The sequence below is a fragment of the Serratia marcescens genome (assembly GCF_029846115.1).
Taxonomy (GTDB): Bacteria; Pseudomonadota; Gammaproteobacteria; order Enterobacterales; family Enterobacteriaceae; genus Serratia; species Serratia marcescens_L.
Genome location: NZ_JARVZZ010000001.1, coordinates 5,012,000 through 5,038,646, shown reverse-complemented (window position 1 = coordinate 5,038,646; position 26,647 = coordinate 5,012,000). Strand labels below are relative to the sequence as shown.

Here is a 26,647-nt window from a genome sequence, read left to right as displayed (position 1 = left end):
ACACTTTGGATTTGATTGATTGAACGGTCAATCAATACTCTATATGCTGCAAAAATGTCAAATAAATGACGATAAAATGTTAACTGAAGGTTGCATTGAAATCGTCTGTCTTTCGCACCATGGAAGCCTGCCAATGACAACAAAAACTCCTCCATCGCTTGACGAAGAACCTGTCAGATTGAATGCTCCGGTATTTTTCGGCTCGGCGGCGGTGATCCTGCTATTGGGATCGCTGGTCGTGCTGTTTCCCTCCGCCAGCAAACTGTGGCTGAACGCCGCACAAAGCTGGGTCGCCGACGTGTTCGGTTGGTACTACATGCTGTTGATGGTCGCCTGTATGGCATTCGTCTTCTGGCTGGCGCTGTCGCGCTTCGGCCATATTCGCCTCAGCCAGGATGACGAGCCGCCGCAGTTCAGCTATCCCTCGTGGGTGGCGATGCTGTTCTCGTCGGGCATCGGCATTGCGCTGGTGTACTACGGCGCTTATGAACCGCTGGATCACTTCCTGTCGCCACCGGAAGGCAGCGGCGGCACCGTGCAGGCGGCGCGACAGGCGATGGCGTTGACCTTTTTGCACTGGGGGCTGCATGGCTGGGCGCTGTATGCGCTGATCGCCACCGCGCTGGCCTATTTCGCCTATTGCCGCGGCCTGCCGTTGGCGCTGCGCTCTGCGTTATACCCGATCTTCGGTGAACGCATCCACGGCGGCGTTGGTCATCTGGTGGACAGTTTCGGCATTCTGGTGACGGTGATCTCGATGGTAACCAACCTGGGGATCGGCGCGCTGCTGGTGAACTCGGGGCTGTTTTATCTGTTCGATATTCCGCAAAGCACCGGCGTGCTGCTGGCGCTGATCGTGGTGATGATGGTGGTGGCCACGCTGGCGGCGGTCACCGGCGTCGAGAAGGGCATCGCCATGTTGTCGAACATCAACGTCGGCTTCCTGTGCCTGCTGCTGCTGTTCGTGTTTCTGGCCGGGCCGACGCTGAATCTGCTGAACGGCATGTTGCAAAACCTCGGCGATTATCTGACCTCGCTGGTCAGCCGCAGCTTCGATATGTATCTGTACGGCAAGGCGCGCCAGTGGCAGGGCGCCTGGACGCTGTTCTATTGGGCCTGGTGGGTGGCGTGGGCGCCGTTCGTCGGGCTGTTTATCGCGCGCATTTCCAAAGGGCGCACCATTCGCGAACTGATTTTTGGCGTGCTGCTGATCCCACTGGGTTTCACGCTGGCGTGGCTGTCGATCTTCGGCAATACCGCCATCAGTCTGGTGCTGGAAGGCGGGCAGGCGATCCTGGGACAGGTGGCGCAAAGCGATCCGCCGATGGCGGTGTTCAAGCTGTTCGAATACCTGCCCTATACCCAACTGACTGCCGGTTTCGTGGTGGTGATCAGTTTCGTGCTGTTCCTGACGCCGGTCGATTCCGGCACGCTGATGATAGCGAACCTCTCCTGCCAGGGCGGTTCCGCCCATGATGACGCGCCGGCCTGGCTGCGGGTGTTCTGGGCGGCGGTCACCACGTTGGTGTGCGCCGGGTTGCTGTACGCCGGCAGTTTCAGCGCGATGCAGACCGCGGTGGTGCTGTGCGGCCTGCCGTTCTCGGCGGTGATCGTGCTGTACATGGTCAGCCTGCGCAAGGATCTGTGCCGTTACGCCATGAAGCCGGTGCTGCCCTGAGGCGGTTTATTCGTCTGCGCGCGGCCGGTGATGCACGTACTCGACAGTCGTGCCGTCCGGCAGGCGCGCATTGAAACAGGCGCCGGTGGGCACCTCCACCGGGCCGAAGAAGATCTCGGCCCCGGCGGCCAGCAGCCGCTGGTGGTAGGGATAAATGTCATCGACCAGCAGCGTGCCGACGGTGCTGCGGAAAGGGCGCAACTGCTCTTCCGCCCCTTCCAGGATCAGAAACGGTCCCACCGCAGCCAGTACCAACCGATGCTCGGGAAAATCGAAGCGCATGTCCGCCGTTACGCCGTGCAGCTGCTCGTAAAACGCGATGGCGCGATCGATTTCGCCTTCGCCAACGTAGACCCGAATCAGCACGCGTGGCTCACGCAGCGATGAAGAGTCGGCGGTTTTGCGCCAGAAACCGGCTTTTGTCAGTGCTGTCGTCATGTTCATCTCCTTGCTGGTTACCTGCCGCTTATCATGCCGCCGTTTTTTCATCCGGGGTTGGATCGAGTTGGCATAAGCTAGCCGCGCCGGTAATAACCCATTCACAGGGCGTTAAAGGGCGTTCTGTTTGTGATTCCGGTCACGGCCTGTGCTTTTATTATTATTCAGCATTGATAATGTCATGGCGTGATTATTGATTAACACAATAGAGTTAATCGTTCGCGCCATAACCGTGATAAAGCAAACGGATTCAAATAATAAAGCGGGTGGGGCAATGCGGCCGATGAAAAGGGAAATGTCGTCCATTTATAAGAAGGGATTAAGTTTTATTTATTAACCTGTTTATAAATCACGATGCTTTGGCTTTTTAGATAAAATTAAAAAGTGCCTGTTAATTTTATTTAAATCATTAAAAACATAATGTTGATTTATTTTCATGTCATTCGCGTTCTGTGAAAAATACCTGAATCGCCTCTCCGTCGCCGTTTTCAACGGCTGTTTGACATGCCCGTAGCTTGAGATAAGTTTATATCGTTAATATGTTAATGAGTTATTGTCGTGACCGATGGCCATTATCTCTCTTGGCCGAGCGCTTAACCGACTTATGCCATGGCCGCTCGCCATTCATAAGTTAACTTATGGACAAATGACGCTATGAATACATCGCCAGGGCCTCGCCGTGCATTAAGTGAAGAGAACCGGTTGCTGATTATTTTATTTTTCGTCTTCGGCTGCGTATTCGTCGATCGTCTGACCATCTCTTTTCTGTTTCCGATGATTGCCGCCGATTTGAAGCTGAGCAACGTGCATCTTGGTACGTTGTCGGCGGTGCTGGCATTGACTTGGGCGCTGTCTGGGGCGGGGCTGGGGGCGATAGCCGATCGCTTTAATATCCGTAAACCGATGCTGATCCTGTCGATCCTGGTGTTTTCGCTGTTTTCCGCGCTGTCGGGGCTGGTCAGCGGGTTTGCCATGCTATTGATCTTCCGGGCGCTGATGGGGATTGCCGAAGGGCCGGTATTGCCGATCGCACAGTCGCTGATGGTGGAAAAATCGCAGCCGCAGCACCGCGGTTTCAACATGGGATTGATTCAGGGTGCGGCGCCGGGGCTGCTGGGCGGCATTATCGCGCCGCCGCTGATCATCTATCTGGCACAGAAATGGGGCTGGAGCATGGCGTTTCACCTGACCGCCGTGCCGGGCATCATTCTGGCGTGGCTGATCTATCGCTATGTGAACGGCAAGAAGGATCCCGCTTTCAGCGCCGCGCCGGCGGCCGGCAAGGCGGCGAACAAAGCCGCTTACGGCGAGCTTTTTAAAATCAAGAACGTGGCGCTGTGCATTCTGATCTCCTGTGTGTTCGTCACCTGGTTCATGATCATCATTACCTTCACCCCCAACTTTTTGGTGACCGACCGCGGCTTCGGCGAAGGCACGATGGGCGGCATCATGAGCGCCATCGGCGCCGCCTGGGTGTTCTGGGGCGTGGCGGTGCCGGCGATCTCCGATCGCCTCGGCCGCAAGCCGACGCTGATCTTCTTTTCGCTGCTGGCGGTGTGCTGCCCGCTGTTTCTGAGCTACGTCGATAACCCGTGGCTGCTGGGCGTGCTGGTGTTCCTGTCTTATACCGGCCTTGGCTGCTTCACGCTGTTTATGGCCACCATCCCGTCGGAAACGGTATCGCCGGCCCGCATCGCCACCGCGTTGGGGCTGGTGATGGGGATTGGCGAGGTGATTGGCGGCTGTCTGGCGCCGTTTATCGCCGGGCTGATCGCCGATCGCTACGGGCTGGTCAGCGTGATGTGGCTGGCGGCCGCCGGCGCCGTGTGCGCGGGCGTACTGAGTTGTTTTCTCGATGAAACCGCCCCCGCGGTGGTGAGCCGCAGAGCGGTGAAACCGGCGAGTGTCGCCGACGTTTAAGGCGGTTTTCATCCCATTCAATCAAGGAGAGCGAAGATGTCAGCAGAACAATCCGTACTGAATCAAAATGCCGAGCCGGACTGGAAGAATTACGACGATTTCGCGCGCGGTATCGACACTAACCGCCTGCCGGGCACCCAGGACTGGCGGGGCAAAACGCTGCAGATCGCCTTTGACGACGGCGGGGACATCACGCTGCGTTTCAGCGCCGATCGGCAGCGGGTACTGTGGGCCTGGGGTGGGGAGAGCGGCGAGGACGCTTACGAAGAGGTGCAAACCTCCGCAGCACGCTATTTCTTCAATATTCCGCTGCAGTCGCCGGGCAACGAATGCCTGACGCTGGTGCTCAATCGCGACAGCGGCCGGGCGCTGCTGGTGCGCAGCACGTTGCTGCCTGAACACGCGGTAGAAAAGGGGTCTCGCCTCAAGCAAAGCTTCCACGTTGGGCTGATCGCAGGCGTCACGCCGGGCGGCATCGCGCCGCATCTGACCCGCGAGCTGATCGGCTATCGCACGCTGAACGTCTACAGCCCCAACCATTACTACGAGCACTTCTATGTCAACACCGAGCGCTACGCCTGGCAAAACCTGCGCGGCGAACAGTTCGGCCACGGCGATATGGACTATGCCACCTACTACAAGTTTGAGGAGGAGATGTTCCTGTTCACCTTCCGGGAAAAGATTATCCCGGTGTGCTCGGTGTTCTTCTTCGACTTTATCTCCGGGCGCTGCACCGGCACCTTCCTCGGGCTGGACGCCGCCGGCCGGGTGCTGGTTTCACCGGCCGGGGCCTTCATCAGCAAGATGAGCTACAACGCCTACCCGGAGGGCGTGCAGCCGCTGTGAGTCAGGCGTTTCTGACCAGCGATCCGGCGTTGATCTCCGCGATGGATTTCGCGCCGGTGAGCGTCATGGCGACGCGCATTTCCTTGTCGATCAGATCCAGCAAGTTAGCCACCCCGGCTTCGCCGGCCGCCGCCAGCGCATAGACGAAGGCGCGTCCCAGCAGCACGCTGTCGGCCCCCAGGGCGATCATGCGCACCACGTCCAGGCCGCTGCGGATGCCGGAGTCGGCCAACAGGGTGATGTCGCCTTTCACCGCGTCGGCGATCGCCGGCATGGCGCGCGCGGTCGACAGCACGCCGTCCAGCTGGCGGCCGCCGTGGTTGGAGACGATGATGCCGTCGGCGCCGAAGCGCACCGCGTCTTTGGCGTCCTCCGGATCCAGAATGCCTTTGATGATCATCGGGCCGTCCCAGAACTCGCGGATCCACTCCAGATCTTTCCAGGAAATCGACGGATCGAAGTTGGCGCCCAGCCAGCCGATGTAGTCTTCCAGGCTGGTGGGTTTGCCGCGGTAGGCCGAGACGTTACCCAGATCGTGCGGCTTGCCGAGCAGGCCGACATCCCAGGCCCACTGCGGATGCGCAAACGCCTGCAGCACGCGGCGCAGGGCGGCGTTAGGCCCGCTCATCCCCGAGTGGGCGTCACGGTAACGGGCGCCCGGCACCGGCATGTCGACGGTAAACACCAGTGTTTTCACGCCGGCGGCCTTGGCGCGCTCCAGTGCGTTGCGCATAAAGCCGCGATCTTTCAGCACGTAGAGCTGGAACCACATCGGCCGATCGATCGCCGGCGCCACCTCTTCGATCGGGCAGACCGACACGGTGGACAGCGTGAACGGAATGCCTTTTTTAGCCGCGGCGCGCGCGGCCTGCACTTCGCCGCGGCGGGCGTACATGCCGGTCAACCCCACCGGCCCCAGCGCCACCGGCATCGCCAGCTGCTCGCCGAACAGCGTGGTCTCCAGGCTGAGTTCGGACATATTGCGCAGCACGCGCTGGCGCAAGGCAATATCGGCCAGATCTGCGGTATTGCGCTTCAGCGTATGCTCCGCGTAGGCCCCGCCATCGATGTAGTGAAACAGAAACGGTGGCAGTTTAGCCTGGGCGGCGGCCCGGTAGTCGGTTGACGCGGAGATGATCATAGTGTTTACCTTCTTGTCTTGCTTGCGATAACGAGTGTTTAGTCAGAGCGTGAGGATCGCTGCCATACCGGCCGCAATCCCGCCGTACGCCAGCATCGGCAGCACGGTCTTTCTGATGATTTTGCCTTCGGCGTTGCCGATCCCGAGGATCGAACAGACGGCGATAATGTTGTTCAGGCACACCATGTTGCCCATGGCGCCGCCGACGGACTGCAAGGCCAGCGTCAGATTGACGTCAAGGCCGCTGCTCTGGGCGATCGACTGCTGAATGCCGCCGAACGTCAGGTTCGAGACGGTATTGGAACCGGAGAAGAACGATCCCAGCGCGCCGAGGAACGACGAGAACAGCAGCCAACTCTCACCGGTCAGCGCCGCCAGCGCTTTACCGATCAGGATCACCGGCGCATTGTCGTCGCCCTGCATCATCAGGTTGACCATCACCAGCGCGCCGAACAGGGCGATAAAGGGCCGCGCGATGCGCCCGCCGGTTTCGCTGAACATTTGCCGCACCTGGCCGCCATTCAGACGGAACAGCGGGATACACAGCACCACCACCAACAGGAACGGGATCAGCGCCGGGACATACAGCGTTTTGTAGCCGGCGGCGGCGGAGGTGCCCAGCACCTGCTGCAGTTCGAGGATCAGCGCCCGGCTGATGCGCAGCTCTCCGAGCCAACCGAGGTTTTCCTGCCACAGCAGTGCGGTGTTGTTGAGCAGCGCTTTAAGGCCCAGCTGATGGACGCGCGTCACTATCAGAATAGCAATCAGCAGCAGAGTCGGGGTCATGGCCTTGACCACCTGCAAGAACGGCACCGCCTGCCCGGCGCTCATCGGTTTGCCGCTGCGGGCAAGGCCGATGCCGCCGCGCGCCAGCAGCACCGACAGCGCCAGGCCGATCGCGCCGCCGACCAGTGCCGGGAATTCATAGTTCACCTGAGCCAGCAGCAGATAGGGCACGGTGCAGCTCAGTACGCTGAGCAGGATAAACGGCAGATTGCGGCGAATATCCTGCCAGGAAACGAGAAAGCGCAGCGCCAGCAGAGGAATGACGAAGCCGGCGACGAAGTGGATCAGCGCGGTCTGCCGGCCAATTTCCAGCAGGCTGGCGTCCGACAGGCCGAGATTGGCAAAGCCGAACCAGGTGGGGGTGCCCACGGCGCCGAAGGAGACCGGCACCGAGTTCATCACCAGCGTCAGCAGGGCGACGCGCAGCGGGTTGAAGCCCAGCCCGACCAGAATCGGCGCGGCGATGGCGGCGGGGGTGCCGAAGCCGCTCGCGCCCTCAATCATAAAGGCGAACGCCCAGCCGATAATCATCAGCTGGGCCACGGGATTGGGGCTGATGGTTTCCAGCCAGCGGCGCACCACGTTTTCCGCGCCGCTTACCTGCATCAGTTTGTTGAGCAGGATAGCGCCGGCGATGATAGTGATCGGCGTCAGCGTCGACACCAGCGCGGTGATGATATTGGCATGCAGCAGCCGCAGCGAGGCATCGAACCACAGGAGCTGTACGGCATACACCACGGCGGCCGTCAGCGGCAGGGCGAGGTAAGAGGGCACGCCATTCCTTTTGGTCATCATCCAAATCAGCAGGATGATGGGCGCAATACTGAAAAGCAGGGGCATAAGATCCTCAGGGTTATTATTTTTATGGGCAGAGACATGTAGCTGAAAGGTTAATTAGCGCAACATTTTCATTCTAATCACAACGTTGGCGACGATGCCATGCGGTATTTTTTTAACATCGGCGAACGGCGCCGGCGGTGAAAAAAACGCCGGTCGAAGGGGGTGGATTAACTGCTTTAAAATCAGTTTGATAAGAAGTATTTTTGTGTGATGAATGCGCAGGTTCACATTAATTAAGCGGTAATGTTCAATAGATTATGTCCAAAAATGCGGTAATCCCCGCGGCTTTTTACGGCCGCAGGGAAATAATCAGAGCAGGGAACTCAAAAATAATGGCTGATATTTTGGTAGGAACCGATGATATGTTCGATCAGCCGGCGGGTTTTTAACGGCAGATTGCGGGTGTAAGGATAGACGGCATAAATGCCCAAGACTTTGCCGCAGTGGCCGGCCAGGATCTCCGTCAGTTTGCCGTCTTGCAAATCTTCATACACCATGCAGCGCGGCACCATGGCGATGCCATGGCCACCGATCACCGCTTTGCGGATCGCCCGCGCATTGTTGGCCGACAGGTTGCCGTTAACCTGCAGCTCGTAGATTTCGTTGCGCCCCGGCCGTTTCATCAGCCAGTTGGCGGTGCCGCTCTCCTGGTAGGTGTAGGTCAGGCAGTTGTGGTCGAGCAGGTCTTCGGCGCTGCGCGGTTCCGGGTGGCTTTCCAGGTACCCCGGCGAGCAGACGATCACCCAGCGGGAATCGAAGATCGGCCGGGCAATCAGGCTCGAATCCGGCATGGTGCCGGTGCGGATCGCCAGATCGATGCCTTCTTCTACCAGATCGACAAAGCGATTTTCCAGCCGCATCTCGACTTTCAGGTTGGGGTGCAGAGCGCAAAATTCCGCCACGCTTTCACTTAGCAGCAGCTCGCCCGAAATGGTCGGCACCGACATGCGGATGGTACCGGTTAATTCTTCGCTCTTTTCGCTGACGGCGTACAGCGCCTCCTGCACTTTGGTGCCGATCTCTTTGGCCTGTTGGTAGAGCGCCTGGCCGCTTTCGGTCAGCGTCAGGCTGCGGGTGGTGCGGTACAACAGCCGGGCACCCAGCGATTTTTCCAGCCGCCCGATGCGTTTACTGACCACCGAACTGGTGATGCCGGCGCTCTCCGCGGCCTTGCTGAACGAGCCGCAGTCGACAATCAGGGCGAACAGAATCAGGTCGTTGGCGTATTCGTGAGTGGCGAGCATAATCGGCTGTTCCCTTCAGCGGATAGAGGCGTCAGTGTAAGTCGCTTGTTTCAATAAGCAATCATCAAAATGCCCTCGACGGCGAAATCAGAGGCCTCGTCAACAATGAGAATTCGTCTTGATCTCATTCTCCCGCCGCTTACAATGCCTGCCAGAACGCGACTTCAGAGGTTTTTTCATGGAACTGCTACGGGTGGTTTATCACCAGTACCGTTGGCCATTTCTGGCTGTCATGGCGCTGACCCTGGCCAGCGCCGGCTTAGGTATCGGTATCATTGCATTTATCAATCAATACCTGATGGAGGCCGGCGGCGATGCATTGGCCGTGCTGCCGATGTTTCTCGCCCTGCTGGCATTGCTGATGGCGGTCACGCTGGGCTCGCAATTGGCGCTGACGACATTGGGCCACTACTTCGTCTATCGCCTGCGTGGGCAACTGGTGAAGCGTATTTTAGATACCGATATTGAACGCCTTGAACAGTTGGGCAGCGCCTCGTTGTTGGCCAGCCTGTCCAGCGATATCCGCAATATTACCGTCGCCTTCGTGCGCTTGCCTGAACTGGTGCAAGGGGTGATTTTAACCCTGGGGGCGGCGGCCTATCTGGGATGGCTATCGCCGAAAATGCTGGCGGTCACGGCAGTCTGGGTGGCGGTGACCGTCGTGGGCAGCGGCTGCCTGGTATCACGGGTTTATCGTCATATGGCCAGCTTGCGCGAGTCAGAAGAGCGTCTCTATCATCGTTATGAGTCGGTGATTGACGGTCGCAAGGAACTGGCGTTAAACCGCAAGCGTGCGCAGGCGCTGTACGAACAGGCCTACCAGCCCGATGCGCAAGCTTATCGCCACCATATCATTCGCGCCGATACCTTCCATTTGAGTGCGCTCAACTGGTCAAATATCATGATGTTGGGGGCGATCGGGCTGGTGTTCTTTATGGCCAACAGCCTGGGATGGGCGGACTCGACGGTGGCCGCCACCTATTCACTGACGCTGCTGTTCCTGCGCACGCCATTACTGCAGGCGGTCGGGGCGTTTCCGACGCTGGTCAGCGCCGAAGTGGCCTTTAACAAGCTGAAGACGCTGCGCCTGGCCGAGTATCAACCGGCGTTTCCTGCCGCCGTCAGCCGTTCCTGGCAGACGCTGGAGCTGCGTGACGTGGTTTTTCATTATGCAGATACCGAACAGCAGCCCGGTTTTGCCGTCGGGCCGCTCAATCTGACGCTGCGGCGTGGTGAGCTGGTCTTTCTGATCGGCGGCAACGGTAGCGGCAAGTCAACGCTGGCGATGCTGTTGACCGGGTTGTACCGGCCGGTGAGTGGTCACATCGTTCTGGATGGTGTCGCACAGACCGCGGCGGATATGCCGGACTACCGTCGACTGTTTTCGGCGATTTTCACCGATTTTCATCAGTTCGATCGCTTGCAAGGGCCGGAAGGCGGCGAACCCGATGCGGATCTGGTCGCCGTCTGGCTCGAGCGGTTGAATATGAAAAGCAAACTGCAGTTTGACGGCACCAGGGTGACCAACCCGCAACTGTCGCAGGGGCAGCGCAAGCGTCTGGCTTTGCTGCTGGCGGTGGCGGAACAGCGCGATATCTTGCTGTTGGATGAATGGGCCGCGGATCAGGATCCGCAATTCCGGCGCATTTTCTATCGCGAGCTGTTGCCAGAACTGCGTGCGATGGGCAAAACGGTGTTTGCCATCAGCCATGACGATCACTATTTCGAACACGCCGATCGGTTGCTGGAGATGCGCTCAGGTCACTTACGTGAGCTGATCGGCAGCGAGCGTGAACACGCCAGCCGGGATTCCGTCAGCAGAATCGGTTAATTCACGCCGGCCCGAGCGAAACCAAACGGGCCGGTGCTTCTCTTCGTATGATCCCAGTACGTCGCTTCATTTTCTCCCCCGCCTTCAGCGCTGTCTGTTGCCGATTTGGCTTACGGCCAGTCAAATAATTGATAGTTGAATTATTTACCAGTGGTTTAATTTTGACCTTGCAAGGTGTGGCACACTGCACGTTCGTTCGCCTATCAATACAAGTTATCGCCTGCCGATAACAGTGATATCCACGGTGCCGTTCTTACTGAGGCGGTGATGCAGGTCTATGGCTAGCAGCTGTTTTTTTAATTTCCATAGGAAAAAACGACTTTATCGATCGTTAAAACAGATCGATAATCACCATTTGAATGGTTTAATCTATTGGTTGAGGGCGCTGTGGTGAGCAAGGATGGATCAGATATCAAACGTAGAGCATGGCTGTGTGTATTTATCGGTAGCGGGCTGTTCTGGCTGTTCACCGCCGCCGTGATTTACTGGTTACTGAATTAGCAGGTTAAGCAGGAAGGCGATTCGTGAACAAAAAGCAGGCTAAAAACCGTGAGGGCGCTGAACGCCGCGCACAGTCCAAAATTCCGCCGTCATGGGTGCTGAGCGATGAGCAGCGCGCCTTTATTGAAGACTTGTGGCAGGATACCGACTCTGAGCCGGCGCGGCCCCCATCGCGCAGCGGCGTTAGCTGATCACGCGGCGGCGGCCGGCCAGCGCACCGAACAGCATTTGCAAGACGGTCAGGCACAGCAGGGCGATTAACGGCAAACGCCAACCTTCCGTCAGGTCGTGCAGTAGGCCGAATAGGGTGGGCCCCAGCGCCGCCAACAGATAACCGACGGATTGCGCCATACCCGACAGCAGCGTCGCCTGATGATGATGCTGACTGCGCAATCCAAAAAACGACAGCGCCAGCACCAGCGAACTCCCCGCACCCAACCCGGCAAACGTCAGCCACACCAGTGAACTGGCGGGTTGCACCAATAATCCCCCGACGCCGATAAAGATCAGCAGCGAGCTGCCCAGCGCGATTGCCCGCTGATCGTGCGCGCGCGGCAAAATCACCACCATGACAAAGTTGGCGACGATCGCCACCACCTGGTAAACGAACAGCTCGAAACCCGCCTGCTGAGCTGAGGTGCCGTGGCTGGCGGCAAAGGCGCTGAACCAGCCGATGATGGTGTAGAAGGCGATCGATTGCAGCCCCATGAACATCGCCACTTGCCAACCCAGCGCGCTGCCCCAGGGAGAACGATAGCGCTGTGGCTCCGTCGGTTGCGGCTCTTTGGTGGCGGGTATGGCGGAGCGCCGCAGCTGTGGCAACCACACCAGCAGCGCCAACAGCGCGGGCAAGCCCCAGCACAGCAAAGAGAACCGCCAGCCGAGGTCGGCCAGGGCAGCCAGCGGTACCGCCAGACCGGAGGCGATGGCGGCAACCAGTGACATCACCGCCGCATAGGCGGCGATCATCGCGGCGGCGCGATGCGGGAAATCTCTTTTCACCAACGTTGGCAGCACCACGTTGGCGAAGGCAATGGCGGCGCCGATCAGGATGCTGCCCGGCCAGAGCATGGCGTCTTGCGGCAGGGAACGCAGCGCGATGCCGCAGACCAGCAGCGCGAGGGCGAGGCCCAGGGTGCGCTCGATACCGATGCGCTTCGCCAGCGCCGGGGTCAACGGCGAGAGAACGGCGAACAAGATCAGCGGCAGCGAGTTGATCAGGCCGGCGGCGGTGGCGGACAACGCCAGCTGTTGCTGGATCTGCTCCAACAGTGGGCCGACGCTGGTCAGGGCGGCGCGCAGGTTGGCGGCGATCAGCATAATGCCGACGATCAGCAGGACAGGGCGGTGTAACCGGCGACGCGGGGTCGCGGTGGACGCTGGGGATGAAGCGGGTTGCGGCATGGGTTCCTCGCACCAGGGCATGCAGTCAATCAGTGCTGCATGGCGTGATGCGTTGATTGACGTTAACGCTTACGTACCGACAAATCGACGGTATCCGATCGCAAGTGTAGGGAAGATGGCTCGCGCTGACAAGGGTATGGCCCGGTGGGATGGCGGCGGTTAACCTCCGCCAGCCGCAGGATAATTGCCATTATGTGATCCTGGTCACTGAGTGAACTAAAAGTCATGGCGCGGGCCGCGCCACGCGCCGCTTTCGCTTTCCTTGCCGCTGGCGCCGTAACTCCCCGGCGCTTGCGCCCGTCATAGCATTTCACTTTTCCCCCTTTCCGCTTTTTGGCTTTTCGATCCGTTTCGATTCGAAAGGTTTTTTGGCGGTTTTTTTGCTAAAACGGGGCTGTAAGCCCGATCACAATTTCATTGCTTTCGCTTTGCTGTAATGCCAGCGCAGTAGAGCGAAAGCCATCTTCTCCCCGGCGATGCCGGAAACCTGAGGACCGCAGCTCATGCCAGTGAATACCGCAAAGCGACGTGAACACATCATCGATCTGTTATGCGAGCACGGCAGCGTGCGCGTGGAGCAGCTCAGCAAACAGTTTGCGGTATCCACGGTGACGATCCGCAACGATCTGCGCTTTCTGGAACGAAAAGGGTGTGCGCTGCGCGCTTACGGCGGCGCGATGCTCAATCAGCAATTCGCTTTCGATCGGCCGCTGCGGGACAAAGGGCGGTTGAATCGCGACGTCAAAACGCTGATCGCCAACGCGGCGGCCGGCTATGTGCGCGACGGCGATGCGCTGATCCTCGATTCCGGATCCACCACCGCGCAGATCGTGCCGTTCCTGAAGGGGCGGCGCGATCTGGTAGTGATGACCAATGCGCTGAACATTGCCTACGAGCTTTCGGGAAACGACGGGGTGGAAGTCATGGTGCTGGGGGGCAGCGTACGCCGCAACTCTTACTCGCTCTATGGTCCGGCTGCCGAGCAGCAATTGCGTCAGTACCGCTTCGACAAGCTGTTTTTGGGCGTCGACGGGTTCGATCTGAGCGCCGGCATCACCACGCCTCACCCCGGTGAGGCGCACCTCAATCGCGTGATGTGCGAGGTGGCGCGCGAGATTATCGCGGTGGCGGATGCCAGCAAATTCGGTCGCAAGAGCTTTTGCATGATTCGCGAAGCCGGACAAATCCATCGGCTGATCACCGACAGCCGTCTTCCGGACGATTACGAGCGGGCGTTAACCGAGCTGGGCGTGGAGGTCATCATCGCCGATCGGTAGCAGAGCGCCTGCATGGGGGCTTCATGCAGCAGTTGTTACAGCTTGTCGAGCAGCACAAGGCCGGTATGCCGGTCGGGATCTTTTCCGTCTGTTCCGCCCATCCCTGGGTTCTGAAGGCCGCGCTGCGGCAGGCCAAAGCGCGCGGCACGCCGGTATTGGTAGAGGCGACGTCCAACCAGGTCAATCAGTTCGGCGGCTATACCGGCCAAACGGCGGCCCAGTTCCGCGATGCGCTGTGGCGCCTGGCGGATGAGGTTGGCCTGGCGCGCGATCGCGTGTGGCTGGGCGGCGATCATCTGGGGCCCAACGCCTGGCAAGATCGCCCGGCTCAGGAGGCGATGGCGCTGGCGGAAACCTTGATCGACGATTACGTTCGCGCCGGTTTTCGCAAAATTCACCTCGATTGTTCTATGTCGTGCGCCGGCGATCCCGCTCCTCTGGGGGATGCCACGGTCGCCGAGCGTGCGGCGCGCCTGTGCGCGGTGGCGGAGCGGGCCTGGGCGCAGAGCGGCGGCGAAGCGCCGGTTTATGTGATCGGCACCGAAGTGCCGGTGCCGGGCGGTGCGCAGGAGGCGCTGGCGGGTCTGCAGGTCACCACGCCGCAGGCGGTGGCGCAAACGCTGGAAACGCACCGCATCGCCTGGCAAAAGGCCGAGCTGAACGATGCCTGGCAGCGAACTATCGCGCTGGTGGTGCAGCCGGGCGTCGAGTTCGATCACCACAGCGTTGAGCATTACCAACCGCAGCGCGCCGACGCATTGAGCCATTTCATCGAACGGCAGCCGGGCATGATCTATGAAGCGCACTCCACGGACTACCAACCACCGCAGGCCTACCGTCAGTTGGTGCGCGATCACTTCGCCATCCTGAAGGTGGGGCCGGCGCTGACCTTCGCGCTGCGCGAAGCGCTGTTCGCCCTCGATCGCATTGAGCGTGAATGGCTGGGGGAACGCCAGTCGGCGCAGCTGTGCGCCACGCTGGAGCAGGTGATGCGCGAGCAGCCGCAGCAGTGGAGCCGCTACTACCACGGCACACCGCACCAACAGTATCTCGATCGCCACTACAGCCTGAGCGATCGGGTGCGTTATTACTGGCCGCAGCCGCAGGTGCAGCAGGCGGTCGACGGTTTGCTGGACAACCTGCGCCGCAGCCCGGCGCCGCTGGCGCTGCTCAGCCAGTACCTGCCGGATCAGGCGCGGGCGCTGAACGCCGGCGAGTTAAGCGCCGATCCGCAGGAGTGGGTGCTGCATAAAGTGACGCAGGTGCTCGACGATTATCACGCCGCCTGCTACCCGGAGGGCCGCTGACATGCCGAACATTTTAATGACCCGCATCGACAACCGCCTGGTGCACGGCCAGGTGGGGGTGACCTGGACCAACACCCTCGGCGCCAACCTGGTGGTGGTGGCCAACGACGAGGCCGCCGCCGATCCGGTGCAGCAGAACCTGATGGACATGGTGGTGGCGGAAGGGGTGCAGACCCGCTACTTCACGCTGCAGAAAACCATCGACGTGATCCACAAGGCGGCGGATCGGCAGAAGATTTTTCTGGTGTGCAAAACGCCGCAGGACGTGTTGACGCTGGTGCGCGGCGGGGTGCCGATCCGTTTCGTCAACGTCGGCAACATGCACTTCGCCGAGGGGAAGCGGCAGGTGCACAAAACGGTGTCGCTGGACGACGGCGACGTGGCCGCGTTTCGCGCGCTGGCGGCGCTGGGCGTGGAGTGCGAGGTACGCCGGGTGCCGGATGAGGCGGGCGAGGCGATCGGCAAACTGCTCTTTTGAGCCAGGGGGAAAGCATGTTGACGGATGCGTTATTGATTGCGCTGTTGGCCGGGCTGGCGGGGGTTGACCTGTTCGACGGCCTGACCCACTTCCACCGGCCGGTGGTGATGGGGCCGCTGGTGGGGCTGATTTTGGGCGACGTCTACACCGGCTTGCTGGTGGGCGGTACGCTGGAGCTGGTGTGGATGGGGATGGTGCCGCTGGCGGGCGCCCAACCGCCTAACGTGGTGATCGGCGGGGTGATCGGCACCGCGTTCGCCATTCTGACCAAGGCCGACCCTAAAGTGGCGATCGGCGTGGCGGTGCCGTTCTCGATTGCGGTGCAGGGCTGCATCACGCTGCTGTTTACGCTGTTCTCGCCGATGATGCACCGCTGCGATCGCATGGTGAAAGCGCTGAACTGGCGCGGCATCGAACGGGTGAACTACCTCGGTATCAGCATCCTGTTCATCTTCTATTTCGTGGTGGCATTCCTGCCGATTTACTTCGGCGCTGATGCGGCCAGCGCCATGGTGCAGAAGGCGCCGGGCTGGCTGCTGGACGGGCTGGCGGTGGCGGGCGGCATGATGCCGGCGATCGGCTTCTCGCTGCTGATGAAGGTGATGATGAAAAAAACCTACGTGGCCTATTTTATTCTCGGCTTCATCTCGGTCACGTTCCTCAAGCTGCCGATTCTGGCGGTGGCGCTGGGCGCCCTGGCGATCGCCCTGATCGACTTCTTCAACACGCAACGCGGCGCGGCAGAGGCGACGGCCCGGCCCGCTCCGCAGGAGGACGCCGAAGATGGCATTTAACGATTCCGACGATCTGCTGGCGCAAAAGGCCGAGCAACGCATGGCGCAGGCGCTGGCCACCAGCCAGGTAGAGCAGGACGACTATCTGGACAGCCAGCCCGCCGAAGCGCTGACGCGCGGCGACATCAACCGCATGGCCTGGCGTTCGCTGCTGCTGCAGGCCTCGTTCAACTACGAACGCATGCAGGCGGGCGGCTGGCTGTATCAGCTGATCCCCGGGCTGCGCAAGATCCACCGCAACCCGCAGGATCTGGCCAACTCGATGAAGATGCACATGGAATTTATCAACGTGCACCCGTTCGACGTTACCTTCCTGTCCGGCCTGGTGCTGGCGATGGAGCAGAACAAGGAGAAGATCTCCACTATTCGCGCGGTGAAAGTGGCACTGATGGGGCCGCTCGGCGGCATCGGCGACGCGCTGTTTTGGCTGACGCTGCTGCCGATTTGCGCCGGGATAGGTGCTTCGCTGGCGCTGGAGGGCAGCCTGTTCGGGCCGATCGTCTTCCTGCTGCTGTTCAACCTGTTCCACTTCGGCCTGCGCTTCGGGCTGGCGCACTACGGTTATCAGGCCGGCACCAGCGCGCTGGCGCTGTTGAAGACCCACACCCGGCGCATTTCTCACGCCGCGTCGATCGTCGGCATGACGGTGATCGGTGCGCTGGTGGCCTCGTATGTGCACCTGTCCACGCCGCTGGTGATGCATGCCGGCAAGGCCAGCGTGGCGCTGCAGACCGACGTGCTGGACAAGTTGATGCCCAACTTGCTGCCGCTGTGCTTCACGCTGCTCATTTTCTTCCTGATGAAGCGCGGTTTCTCGCCGGTGAAGCTGATTGGCGTCACCGTAGCGATCGGCGTAGCGGGCAAATTTATCGGTATTTTGTGAGGAGCGAGCTATGCCAGGCATTGTGATTACCGGCCACGGCGGCTTCGCCACCGGGCTGTTGCAGGCGGTGGAACAGGTGGTGGGGCCGCAGCCGCACTGTGCGGCGGTCGATTTTCCCGAACAGATGAGCACCGCGCAGCTCAACGACGCCTTGCGCTCGGCGTTGGCGGCGGTGGCGCAGCCGGACGGCGTGGTGTTTCTCACCGACATGCTCGGCGGCTCGCCGTTTCGCAGCGCCTGCGAACTGGCCGATGCGCAGGGCGATTGCGAAGTGCTCACTGGCGTCAATATGCAGCTGGCGGCGGAAATGATGCTGGAGCGCGACGGGTTGAGCCTGGATGAGTTTCGCGAGGTGGCGCTGGCGTGCGGCAAACGCGGTCTGACCAGCCTGTGGCATGAGCGCCGCCGGATGAAATGCGAAGACGTGCAGACCGACGGCATCTGAACGAACGCCGGGCGCTACCGCGCCCGGCTCTGCGGGTTATACCGGCAGCGGGCTCAGCGCCAGGCGCGCCGGTTGATCTTCGCTGCGGCTGAAGCGCCAGCAGGTCTGGTGGTACTTCGCCACGCTGTTGCGGTGCGCCACGCTGATCAGCGTCACGTCCGGCAGTTCATCCACCAGCAGGCAGTACATCAACTGTTCGGTTTCGTCGTCCAGCGCGCTGGTGGCCTCGTCGAGGAACAGAATACTCGGGCGAATCAACAGGGCGCGGGCGAACGCCAGTCGCTGTTGCTCGCCCGGCGACAGGCGATGGCTCCAGTTAGCGGAGGTATCCAGCCAGCGCTGCAGGTGCTTCAGGCGGCAGTTCTCCAGCACCCGCATCAGCTGCGAATCGCTGTATTCCGACGCCAGGCTCGGGTAGCTCAACGCTTCGCGCAGCGTGCCGATCGGAATGTAGCTGCGCTGCGGCAGGAACAGCGTGTTGGCGTTGGCCGCTACCCCGATGGCGCCCGCGCCGTAAGGCCAGATACCGGCGATGGCCCGCAGCAGCGTCGACTTGCCGCAGCCGGAAGGGCCGACGATCAGCAGGCGATCGCCGCGTTGCAGCGTCATCTCGGCGCCGGCCAGCAGCGGTTGGCCGTCGGGCAAGTTCAGGCTGAGGTTATCCAGCGTTAACGGATGGGCGGTCTCTTCCCGCAGCTGAATGCCGCGCGGCTGATGATGCACCTGATCGACGGCGGCGTTGAAGCCGGCCAAACGGTTGACGCAGGCTTTCCAGGTCGCCAAATCGTTAAACGCATCGATAAACCATGACAGCGCACCCTGCACCTGGCCGAAGGCCGAGGCGATCTGCATCAGGCCGCCCATCTGAATGGCGCCGGAGAAGTAGCGCGGCGCCGCCACCAGCAGGGGAAACACGATGGCGAACTGGCCGTAGAAGTTGGTGGCGATGTTCAGCCGCCGGGTGATGCGCATAATTGCCCACCAGTTGCTGCGAATGGTGTCGAAACGATCGCCCAGCTGCTGCGCCTCGCGCGGTTCGCCGTGGTACAGCGCGATGGCGTCGTTGTTTTCGCGGATGCGGATCAGGCCGAAGCGGAAGTTCGCCTCGTACCGTTCCTGGTTGAAGCCCAGCATGACCAGCGGTTTGCCGACCCACCAGATCAGCAGCGATCCCAGCACCGCATACAGCAGTGCGAACCACACCATATAACCGGGCAGCGTGATGGCGTGCTGGCCGAGCGCGAAGGTCATCGGCCCGCTGACGTGCCACAAGATGTCGATAAAGGAAAACAGCGTCACCAGGCTGGAGAGCAGCCCGAGCGACAGCGACAGGGTATACTGGGTCAATACGTTGAGATCTTCGGCGATACGCTGATCGGGGTTATCGACGATCTGCTGCTGCTCGGTGTGGTAATACGCCTGGTGCGCCAGCCACTTTGCCATGAACTTTTCCGTCATCCAGCGCCGCCAGCGCATCTGCAACCCCTGGGTCAGGTAGATCTTGTAGACCGCCAGCACGATGAAGATCAGCGCCAGATAGGTAAAGCGCCACAGCTGCGCCTTGAATACCGGGTAGTTTTTGTTCTGCAGCGCATCGTAGAACACCTGGTTCCATTGGTTGATCTCCACGCTGATATAGACCAGACCGAGTGACAGGACGACGATGGCGATCAGCATCATCCAGGCGCGCCATCGCTCCTCCGACACCCAAAAGGGTTTGATCAGCTGCCACACGGCGTGTTTCTGCAAGGGGGTTGCGTTCATAACGGCTCGATAATTGCGGTATTTCGTTCAGCATGGGCTGCGGGCCGGTAACAAACAAACCGTGACTGTAAGCAGTTTTAACTCCGCTAACCGTTTGAAATAAGGCGGCTGAATCGCCGGCAGCGTGCAGGTGGGCGCAATTGCGGCATACACTCCGCCGCCGGGCGGTTATACTGGCGCCGAATTTTTGCAGAAAGGATAAACGATGAAGGCTTGGTTTCCCCTGTTGCTGACCTGCGGCGTCTTCGCCAGCGCCCGGGCCTGGGCGCACATTGACGAGCCGGACATTGCCGCCGACTGCCAAAAGGTGGCGAGCTACGCCGAGCTGGGAAAAAAGGCCTATCAGCGGCAGGATTACGCCAAAGCTGCCGACATCTTTCGCGATCAGGCGGCCTGGAGCGAGTTTTGCGGCCTGAGCGAGCAGGCCGTCGCCACGGCCTACAACAACGTGGCGTTGTCGCTGATGCACGCCGGCGAATTGCTTAAGGCGCAGGCCTATCTGGCACTGGCGCCGCACGATGACAAATCGCAGCACAACATGAGCCTGTTGCGCCAACGGCTGGCGCAGCGGCCGCCGCCGCAGGGGCCGGGCGGCGTGTATTGGCAATACGCCGGGCGCGGCGTGTGGAGCGAGGTGACGGTGAAGCCGCAGGGCGAGCGCTGGCTGATTGATTTTTCCGGCTACGCCATGCCGCAGATGGGGCTGTATTACGGCCCGAACATGGGCGACTTCACCGCCGAGCTGCCGATCGAGCACGGCAAGGCGGTCTACCACCAGCATGACTCGGAAAGCGCGCAGGTCTGCGACGTGACGATGGCGTTTGGTGAGCAAGCGCTGGAGATGCACTCGCGGGGGGATTGCGGGTTCGGTCACAACGTGCGGGCGGAAGGGCGGTTCGTGCGGGTCGAATGACCCGCCCCGGCAGCCGGGGCGAGAAAGGTTGGTTACGCCAGCGCGGCGGCGCCCAGCAGGTTTTTCCAGGCTTCCACGTTACCCAGATAGTTGCCGGCCGGCAGCAGATGCAGGCGGCCTTCGCTGTCCTGCAGCGCAAAGGTCGGGAAGCCCTGGCCTTGCACTTTGGCCAGCAGCGCCCGGCTTTCCGCGATATGTTGCGCGGTCGGCGCGCCGCTGTTGAAACGCATTTCGGCGATAAACGCCGCCGAAGGCAACCCCAGCTCTTTCGCCAACGCTTCCAGCACCGGCGTGTCGGCGATGCGCCGGCCTTCCTGATAGTGTGCCTGCTGAATGCGGTGCAGCATGTCCAGCCCGCGTCCCGCCAGCTTTTCCGCCGCCAGGATAGCGGTGATCGGCGGCTCGGAATCCATCACCGCCGTGGTGTCGCGCAGCAGACCGTTGAAATAGGCTTCGCCAAAAGGCTGGCCCGTCATCTCGGCGATGCGTTTGTCGTGCGGAATGACGTAGTTGCGCCATTCGTCGGTAATCTGACGGCGGTTGTTGCCGGTCATCATGCCGCCGGCGTGCGGCACGACCTTCAGCCCGGGGAGGCTCTGAGCCGCTTTCACCAGCGGCGCGGCGCCGTAGCACCAGCCGCACAGCGGATCGAAAATGTAATGCAGAGTGGTTTCGGTCATCTTTACTCCTCGCCTGGCGCGCGGCAGCTCACCGCGGCGCCAGGGCTGGTTCAATCACGCACGGGCGCTTATTGTGGCCACTTCATCTCGCCTTTCAGCACTTTCGCGCTCAGTTCCAGGCTCGACTCGTCTTTCAGCGTCGGGTAGTGCGTTTTCATCGCTTCAATCAGCGCGGCGGAATCCTTGGCCTTCGGCAGCTCGGCTTCCAGCGTGGTCAGGTATTTCTGGGTAAATTGTACCGATGCCAGCGTTTGCGCTGCGCCCGGCAGGAAGTGGCCCGGCACGACGACCTGCGGCTTCAGCGCTTCGATGCTTTTCAGCGTCTGCTGCCAGTGCTGGCGCGATTCCACGCTCTGGTTGTCGGCGATCCACGGATGGATGTTGTCACCGGCGACCGCGACACCGCCTACTACCGCTTTCAGCGCCGGGATCCACACGAAGGTGCGATCGGGGGTTGGGCCGTTCAGGCCTTTCACTTCCACTTTCTGGCCGTCGATGGTGAAGCTGTCGCCCTGCAGCGGCTGCGGCACGATCACGGCTTTTGGCGCGTTGTCTTTCAGAATCGGGCCCCAGTAGGCGACTTTGCCGTCTTTGGTGGCGTTGATGTCCTTGATGGTGCCTGGCGAAGCGATGATTTTCGCCTCCGGGAAGGCCGCCTTAATCACGTCCAGACCGAAATAGAAATCCGGGTCTGAGTGGCTGATATAAACGGTGGTCAGTTTCTTGCCGGTCGCCTTGATCTTTTTCACCAGCGCTTCAGCGTCGTTGCGTTGGAACTGAGCGTCGATCAGCGCCACTTCGTGTTTGCCGCTGATGATTTCGGAAGACACCGGGAACACGCTTTTCTCGCCCGGGTTATACACTTCCATGGTCAGGGTGTCGGCAGCGGTGGCGTAGGTGCTGAGGGTGGCGACGCCGGTGAAGGCCAGAGTTAACAGTGATTTCTTAAACATGGGCAGAGGTCCTTAGGTATCGGTTAATGTTGTAATGATGTTAGGTTGCATAAAGCGATAGAAAAACCGGATAATAAGCAATTATTCGTTGCATAAATCGGACTAATCATGGATCGCATTACCGCCGCTGAGGTTTTTGTCACCATCGTCGATCGCGGCAGCATGATCGCCGCCGCCGACACGCTGGAGATGTCGCGTGCGATGGTGACGCGCTACCTGGCGCAGATGGAGCAATGGGCCGGGGCGCGTTTACTGCACCGCACTACCCGTAAGCTTAGTCTGACCGACGCCGGTGAGCGCACTCTGGAACGCTGTCGGCAAATGCTGGCGCTGGCGGGGGAGATCGACCTGGTGGAGGAAGGGCAGAGCGATGAGCTGCGCGGCCTGCTGCGCATCACCTGTTCGCAGTCGCTTGGGCAAACGGCGCTGGTGGGGGCCGTCGCTCAGTATTTGAAGCGTCATCCGCAGGTGGCGGTCGATCTGCAGATGAACAACCGGGCGGTGAACCTGGTGGAAGAGCGCATCGATCTGGCGCTGCGCATCACCAACGAGCTGGATCCCAACCTGATTGCCCGCCCGCTGTCCACCTGCGCATCGGTGGTGTGCGCCGCGCCGGCGTATCTGGCGGCGCACGGCACCCCGCGTCAACCGCAGGATCTGGCGTTGCACAACTGCCTGACCTACTCCTATTTCGGCAAAAGCCTGTGGCACTTCGACGCTCAGGGGGTGAAATCGGCGGTGGCGGTCAGCGGCAATCTGAGCGCCAACGAGTCGGTGGTGCTGATGGCCGGCACGGTGCAGGGGGCGGGCATTTCCATGCAGCCCTATTATTCGGCGGCACCGCTGCTGGCCAGTGGCGAACTGGTCGAACTGTTGCCGGATTACCGGCCGCAGTCGATGGGTATCTACGGCATCTATACCTCACGCCGCCAGATGCCCGCCACCTTGCGCACCATGCTGGACTTTCTGGTGGAGTGGTTCGCCACCGATCCGCAGTGGCAGGCGACGCTGCGCTGATGCTTCGGCAATATTCCCACGCCGCTTTCAGCGCCTGACGGCGGCGGCCAGCCGGGCGGCAAAGGCGGCGGCCTGTTGATGAAGGTGGTCGATAAAGGCGGTGACCAGCGCCGATGAAGGGCGGTGCAGCGGCCGGATCAGGCTGACGGTGAACGGCACGTCGATGCTGAACGGCCGCACGTGCACGCCGCTGCCGGCATAGTCAAGCGCCGTCAGCGGGTTGACGATCGACACCCCGACACCGGCCCTCACCATGGCGCACACCGACGCCGCGCTGTGCGTTTCCATCACCATGCGGCGCTCGACGCCCTGTTCGCCGAACAGCGCATCCAACAGGTGACGATAGCTGTCGGTGCTCGACAGGCTGATAAAGTTCTGCCCGGCGAAGTCCTGCGGCGTCAGCCGATCTTTCACCAGCAGCGGGTGGCCCGTCGGCAGCACGCACACTTCGTTCAACGTCATCAGCGTCACCCGCTCGGTGCCCGCCGGCGTCAGGGTGGTTTCCGTCAGCCCAAGATCGTGGCGCTGGGCAGACAGCCACTCTTCCAGCAGCGGCGACTCTTGCGGAATGACGCTGAAGCTGACTTCGGGGTAACGTTCGATAAAGGGCCGGCACACCGCCGGCAGCAGCGATTGGGAAAATACCGGCAGGCACACGATCGACAGCTGCGCTTGCTGAAACTGGCGGATGCCGGCGGCGGCGTTGACGATGCGATCGAGGCCGTAATAGGAGCGCTGTACCTCTTCGAACAGCCGTAACCCCTGCACGGTGGGAGACAGGCGCCCGCGCACCCGCTCGAACAGCTGCAGCCGGATCAGCTTCTCAAAGCGCGCCAGCTCACGGCTGACGGTCGGTTGCGAGGTTTGCAGCAGGGCTGCCGCCTCGGTCAGGTTGCCGGTGGTCATCACCGCTCGAAAGATTTCGATTTGCCGCAAAGAGATGTTATGCATGGCGAGGCCGCTCGGCTGTGGGTAAAGCCATATCATAAATGAATAGACTACGGCTAAATAGATATTTTCCACCCGATTCAGCGTGCGGCACTATGGCGTTATCTGCCGTCATTTTCGAATTGGGAATATCGCCATGCCACGCCCGTTGCACGACACCTCCACCGCGTTGAACGCCGCTAACCTGTTGGCCTTGCCGCCGCGTTTCGGCTGCCCGGTCTGGGCCTATGATGCGGACATCATCAGCCAGCGCATCGCTCAGCTGCGCCACTTCGACACTGTCCGTTTCGCACAGAAGGCCTGTTCGAACATTCATATTTTGCGCTTGATGCGCGAGCAGGGCGTGAAGGTGGATTCGGTGTCGCTGGGCGAGATCGAACGGGCGCTGCAGGCCGGTTTTCAGCCGGGCGGCGAACCGAGTGAGATCGTGTTTACTGCAGACGTGTTGGATCACGCCACGCTGGCGCGCGTCAGCGAATTGAAGATCCCGGTCAACGCCGGCTCCATCGACATGCTGGAGCAGCTCGGCCAGGTTTCCGCAGGGCACCCGGTGTGGCTGCGCATTAACCCGGGGTTTGGCCACGGCCATAGCCAGAAAACCAACACTGGCGGCGAGAACAGCAAGCACGGTATCTGGTATGCCGACCTGCCGCAGGCGGTGGAGAAGATCCGCCGCTACGGCCTGAAACTGATCGGTGTGCATATGCACATCGGTTCCGGCGTCGATTACCAGCATCTGGAACGGGTCTGCGATGCGATGGTGCAGCAGGTGATCGATCTCGGTCATGACATCAGCGCCATTTCCGCCGGTGGCGGCCTGTCTATCCCGTACCAGTACGGCGAAGAGGCGATCGATACCGAACACTATTTCGGTTTGTGGAACCGGGCGCGTGAACGCATCGTAGCGCATCTGGGGCATCCGGTGCAGCTGGAGATCGAACCGGGGCGTTTCCTGATGGCGGAAGCGGGCGTCCTGGTGGCCGAGGTGCGGGCGGTAAAAGACATGGGCAGCCGCCACTTCGTGCTGGTGGACGCCGGTTTTAACGATCTGATGCGCCCGGCGATGTATGGCAGCTATCACCATATTTCGCTGTTGCCGGCCGATGGGCGCGATACTTCGGGGCAACCGTTGCGCGAAACGGTGATCGCCGGGCCGCTGTGCGAATCCGGCGACGTGTTCACCCAGCAGGCGGGCGGCGGCGTGGAAACCCGCGAGCTGCCGCCGGTCCAGATCGGCGATTATCTGGTGTTCCACGATACCGGCGCGTACGGCGCGTCGATGTCCTCCAACTACAACAGCCGCCCGCTGTTGCCCGAAGTGCTGTTCGAAAACGGCGAACCGCGCCTGATCCGCCGCCGCCAGACCATCGAAGAACTGATCGCGTTGGAGCTAATCTGATCAGCGGGCGGGCGTGTTGCGCCCGCTTCACAGCGTCATGCGGCGGTGCGAATTACGGCTGTTCGTGCGCGTTGTTGAGGGGGGCGACCGAGTGGCGGCGCACCAGCGTCGGGCTGAACATGTTGGTGATTTCCGGCAGCGGTTGCCGAGTGGCCAAGGCCAGGGCCAGTTCCGCCGCCTGAGTGGCCATCGCGACGATAGGGTAGCGAATGGTGGTCAGGCGTGGGCGTAGATAGCGCGAAATCAACACGTCGTCGAAACCGATCAGCGAAATTTGCCCCGGCACGTCGACGCTGTTGTCGCTCAGCACCGACAGCGCGCCGGCGGCCATCGGATCGTTGTAGCAGGTAATGGCGGAGAACGAACGGCCGCGGCCGAGCAACTCGGTCATTGCCTGTTCGCCGCCGATCTCGTCCGGTTCGCCGTAGGCGATCAGCTTTTCATCCACCGCAATGCCGTGTTCCTGCAGCGCGTCGAGATAGCCCTGTAGCCGGTCGGTGGCGTCAGAAATCTGGTGGGTGGAGCAGATGATGGCGATACGCTGGTGCCCTTGCTGGATCAGATGACGGGTCGCCAGCCAGGCGCCGTAGCGATCGTCGAGCGCCACGCAGCGCGTTTCAAAACCCGGCAGCGTGCGGTTGATGAGCACCATGCCCGGGATCTGTTGCATCCAGCCGCAAAGTTCCTGATCGCTCAGCCTTTTGGCGTGTACCACCAGCGCTTCGCAGCGGTGCCGCACCAGCTGTTCAATCGCCTGTCTCTCTTTTTCGGCGTCGTGGTAACCGTTACCAATCAGCAGAAAATTGTGGGTGGCGTAGGCCACCTGCTCGACTGCTTTGACCATCGCGCCGAAGAAGGGATCGGAAACGTCGGAGACGATCAGGCCCAGCGTCTCGGTGGATTGCTGCGCCAGCGCCCGAGCGTTGGCGTTAGGGTGGTACTGCAGTTGTTCCATGGCGGCCAGCACCGCAGTGCGCGACCCTTCGCTGGCCTTGGGGGAATTGTTTATCACGCGGGACACCGTGGCCACGGAAACACCCGCCAGCCTGGCAACATCCTTTATCGTAGCCATATCAGTCAACACATCCTGGGTAATCGCTTACATCCCCCAGTTTTGCGGAAAAAAACCGGGGCTGCAAGCGGTCTCGTGCGCAACTTGT

25 protein-coding genes are annotated in these 26,647 nt (G+C 60.9%); 15 read left to right on the top strand and 10 right to left on the bottom strand.

The window, feature by feature from the left end; genetic code table 11:
• Window positions 1-133: 133 nt before the first annotated feature.
• Window positions 134-1,678, top strand: coding sequence for a BCCT family transporter (locus tag QDT79_RS24025; protein ID WP_060422926.1), 1,545 nt, complete (start codon window positions 134-136; stop codon window positions 1,676-1,678).
• 6 nt (window positions 1,679-1,684) lie between these two features.
• On the opposite strand, the gene QDT79_RS24020 is transcribed toward QDT79_RS24025, so the two are convergent.
• Window positions 1,685-2,116, bottom strand: a complete 432-nt coding sequence (locus QDT79_RS24020; protein ID WP_049193888.1) for a VOC family protein — start codon at window positions 2,114-2,116, stop codon at window positions 1,685-1,687.
• A 702-nt stretch (window positions 2,117-2,818) separates the two neighbouring features.
• On the opposite strand from QDT79_RS24020, the gene QDT79_RS24015 reads away from it, so the two are divergent.
• Together QDT79_RS24015 and QDT79_RS24010 are read left to right on the top strand one after the other, a co-directional pair.
• Window positions 2,819-4,036, top strand: a complete 1,218-nt coding sequence (locus QDT79_RS24015; protein WP_308317163.1) for an MFS transporter — start codon at window positions 2,819-2,821, stop codon at window positions 4,034-4,036.
• A 36-nt stretch (window positions 4,037-4,072) separates the two neighbouring features.
• Window positions 4,073-4,882 (top strand): MoaF C-terminal domain-containing protein, encoded by an 810-nt coding sequence (locus QDT79_RS24010; RefSeq protein ID WP_308317162.1) that lies wholly within the window; start codon window positions 4,073-4,075, stop codon window positions 4,880-4,882.
• Between the two features lies 1 nt (window position 4,883).
• Here QDT79_RS24010 and lldD read toward each other — a convergent pair whose 3' ends face one another.
• The 3 genes from lldD to QDT79_RS23995 form a co-directional block, all read right to left on the bottom strand.
• Window positions 4,884-6,023, bottom strand: a complete 1,140-nt coding sequence (gene lldD / locus QDT79_RS24005) for an FMN-dependent L-lactate dehydrogenase LldD (RefSeq protein ID WP_308317161.1) — start codon at window positions 6,021-6,023, stop codon at window positions 4,884-4,886.
• A gap of 42 nt (window positions 6,024-6,065) precedes the next feature.
• Window positions 6,066-7,649 carry an L-lactate permease gene (locus tag QDT79_RS24000; protein ID WP_308317160.1) on the bottom strand — a complete coding sequence of 528 codons (1,584 nt, stop codon included), beginning with the start codon at window positions 7,647-7,649 and terminating at the stop codon, window positions 6,066-6,068.
• A gap of 323 nt (window positions 7,650-7,972) precedes the next feature.
• Window positions 7,973-8,893 carry a LysR family transcriptional regulator gene (locus tag QDT79_RS23995; RefSeq protein WP_063990716.1) on the bottom strand — a complete coding sequence of 307 codons (921 nt, stop codon included), beginning with the start codon at window positions 8,891-8,893 and terminating at the stop codon, window positions 7,973-7,975.
• A gap of 178 nt (window positions 8,894-9,071) precedes the next feature.
• On the opposite strand from QDT79_RS23995, the gene QDT79_RS23990 reads away from it, so the two are divergent.
• From QDT79_RS23990 to QDT79_RS23980, 3 genes are all read left to right on the top strand, one after another.
• Window positions 9,072-10,724 (top strand): multidrug ABC transporter permease/ATP-binding protein, encoded by a 1,653-nt coding sequence (locus QDT79_RS23990; RefSeq protein WP_063990717.1) that lies wholly within the window; start codon window positions 9,072-9,074, stop codon window positions 10,722-10,724.
• 387 nt (window positions 10,725-11,111) lie between these two features.
• On the top strand, window positions 11,112-11,225 hold the full coding sequence (locus tag QDT79_RS23985) for a YmiA family putative membrane protein (protein WP_048234622.1): 114 nt from the start codon (window positions 11,112-11,114) through the stop codon (window positions 11,223-11,225).
• A gap of 23 nt (window positions 11,226-11,248) precedes the next feature.
• Complete coding sequence (locus tag QDT79_RS23980) at window positions 11,249-11,416, top strand: YciX family protein (protein ID WP_165384388.1); 168 nt, start codon at window positions 11,249-11,251, stop codon at window positions 11,414-11,416.
• On the opposite strand, the gene QDT79_RS23975 is transcribed toward QDT79_RS23980, so the two are convergent.
• Window positions 11,409-12,629 (bottom strand): CynX/NimT family MFS transporter, encoded by a 1,221-nt coding sequence (locus QDT79_RS23975; RefSeq protein ID WP_063990718.1) that lies wholly within the window; start codon window positions 12,627-12,629, stop codon window positions 11,409-11,411. The genes QDT79_RS23980 and QDT79_RS23975 overlap by 8 nt on opposite strands.
• A 503-nt stretch (window positions 12,630-13,132) precedes the next feature.
• On the opposite strand from QDT79_RS23975, the gene agaR reads away from it, so the two are divergent.
• The 6 genes from agaR to agaF are packed head-to-tail and all read left to right on the top strand — an operon-like array spanning window position 13,133 to window position 17,813.
• Complete coding sequence (gene agaR, locus QDT79_RS23970; protein WP_004931804.1) at window positions 13,133-13,906, top strand: transcriptional repressor AgaR; 774 nt, start codon at window positions 13,133-13,135, stop codon at window positions 13,904-13,906.
• Window positions 13,907-13,929: 23 nt separating this feature from the next.
• The gene (locus QDT79_RS23965; protein WP_055317448.1) at window positions 13,930-15,213 is read left to right on the top strand and encodes a D-tagatose-bisphosphate aldolase, class II, non-catalytic subunit; all 1,284 of its coding nucleotides are present in this window, start codon (window positions 13,930-13,932) and stop codon (window positions 15,211-15,213) included.
• A 1-nt stretch (window position 15,214) separates the two neighbouring features.
• Window positions 15,215-15,691 (top strand): PTS N-acetylgalactosamine transporter subunit IIB, encoded by a 477-nt coding sequence (gene agaV, locus QDT79_RS23960; RefSeq protein WP_019455696.1) that lies wholly within the window; start codon window positions 15,215-15,217, stop codon window positions 15,689-15,691.
• A gap of 14 nt (window positions 15,692-15,705) precedes the next feature.
• A complete protein-coding gene (gene agaW, locus QDT79_RS23955; protein ID WP_004931810.1) occupies window positions 15,706-16,485 on the top strand; it encodes a PTS N-acetylgalactosamine transporter subunit IIC in 780 nt (259 codons plus the stop codon).
• Window positions 16,475-17,368, top strand: coding sequence for a PTS system mannose/fructose/sorbose family transporter subunit IID (locus QDT79_RS23950; RefSeq protein ID WP_016929936.1), 894 nt, complete (start codon window positions 16,475-16,477; stop codon window positions 17,366-17,368). Before agaW ends, QDT79_RS23950 begins: the two co-directional genes overlap by 11 nt.
• Window positions 17,369-17,378: 10 nt before the next feature.
• Entirely contained in the window at window positions 17,379-17,813 is a 435-nt protein-coding gene (gene agaF / locus QDT79_RS23945) for a PTS galactosamine/N-acetylgalactosamine transporter subunit IIA (RefSeq protein ID WP_063990720.1), read from the top strand.
• 36 nt (window positions 17,814-17,849) lie between these two features.
• Here agaF and QDT79_RS23940 read toward each other — a convergent pair whose 3' ends face one another.
• Window positions 17,850-19,577 (bottom strand): ABC transporter ATP-binding protein/permease, encoded by a 1,728-nt coding sequence (locus QDT79_RS23940; protein WP_063990721.1) that lies wholly within the window; start codon window positions 19,575-19,577, stop codon window positions 17,850-17,852.
• Between the two features lie 205 nt (window positions 19,578-19,782).
• Here QDT79_RS23940 and QDT79_RS23935 point away from each other — a divergent pair, with 205 nt between their 5' ends.
• Window positions 19,783-20,490 carry a tetratricopeptide repeat protein gene (locus tag QDT79_RS23935; protein ID WP_308317159.1) on the top strand — a complete coding sequence of 236 codons (708 nt, stop codon included), beginning with the start codon at window positions 19,783-19,785 and terminating at the stop codon, window positions 20,488-20,490.
• Window positions 20,491-20,522: 32 nt separating this feature from the next.
• Here QDT79_RS23935 and QDT79_RS23930 read toward each other — a convergent pair whose 3' ends face one another.
• Window positions 20,523-21,170, bottom strand: coding sequence for a DsbA family protein (locus tag QDT79_RS23930; RefSeq protein WP_063990723.1), 648 nt, complete (start codon window positions 21,168-21,170; stop codon window positions 20,523-20,525).
• A gap of 68 nt (window positions 21,171-21,238) precedes the next feature.
• Entirely contained in the window at window positions 21,239-22,123 is an 885-nt protein-coding gene (locus QDT79_RS23925; RefSeq protein WP_063990724.1) for an MBL fold metallo-hydrolase, read from the bottom strand.
• 108 nt (window positions 22,124-22,231) lie between these two features.
• Here QDT79_RS23925 and QDT79_RS23920 point away from each other — a divergent pair, with 108 nt between their 5' ends.
• Window positions 22,232-23,140, top strand: coding sequence for a LysR family transcriptional regulator (locus QDT79_RS23920; protein ID WP_063990725.1), 909 nt, complete (start codon window positions 22,232-22,234; stop codon window positions 23,138-23,140).
• Window positions 23,141-23,167: 27 nt separating this feature from the next.
• Here QDT79_RS23920 and QDT79_RS23915 read toward each other — a convergent pair whose 3' ends face one another.
• Window positions 23,168-24,091, bottom strand: coding sequence for a LysR family transcriptional regulator (locus QDT79_RS23915; protein WP_107227920.1), 924 nt, complete (start codon window positions 24,089-24,091; stop codon window positions 23,168-23,170).
• 133 nt (window positions 24,092-24,224) lie between these two features.
• Here QDT79_RS23915 and lysA point away from each other — a divergent pair, with 133 nt between their 5' ends.
• A complete protein-coding gene (lysA, locus tag QDT79_RS23910; protein WP_308317158.1) occupies window positions 24,225-25,487 on the top strand; it encodes a diaminopimelate decarboxylase in 1,263 nt (420 codons plus the stop codon).
• A 52-nt stretch (window positions 25,488-25,539) separates the two neighbouring features.
• Here the strand turns inward: lysA and galR are convergent, their stop codons facing one another.
• The gene (galR, locus tag QDT79_RS23905; protein ID WP_107227918.1) at window positions 25,540-26,559 is read right to left on the bottom strand and encodes an HTH-type transcriptional regulator GalR; all 1,020 of its coding nucleotides are present in this window, start codon (window positions 26,557-26,559) and stop codon (window positions 25,540-25,542) included.
• Window positions 26,560-26,647: the final 88 nt, after the last annotated feature.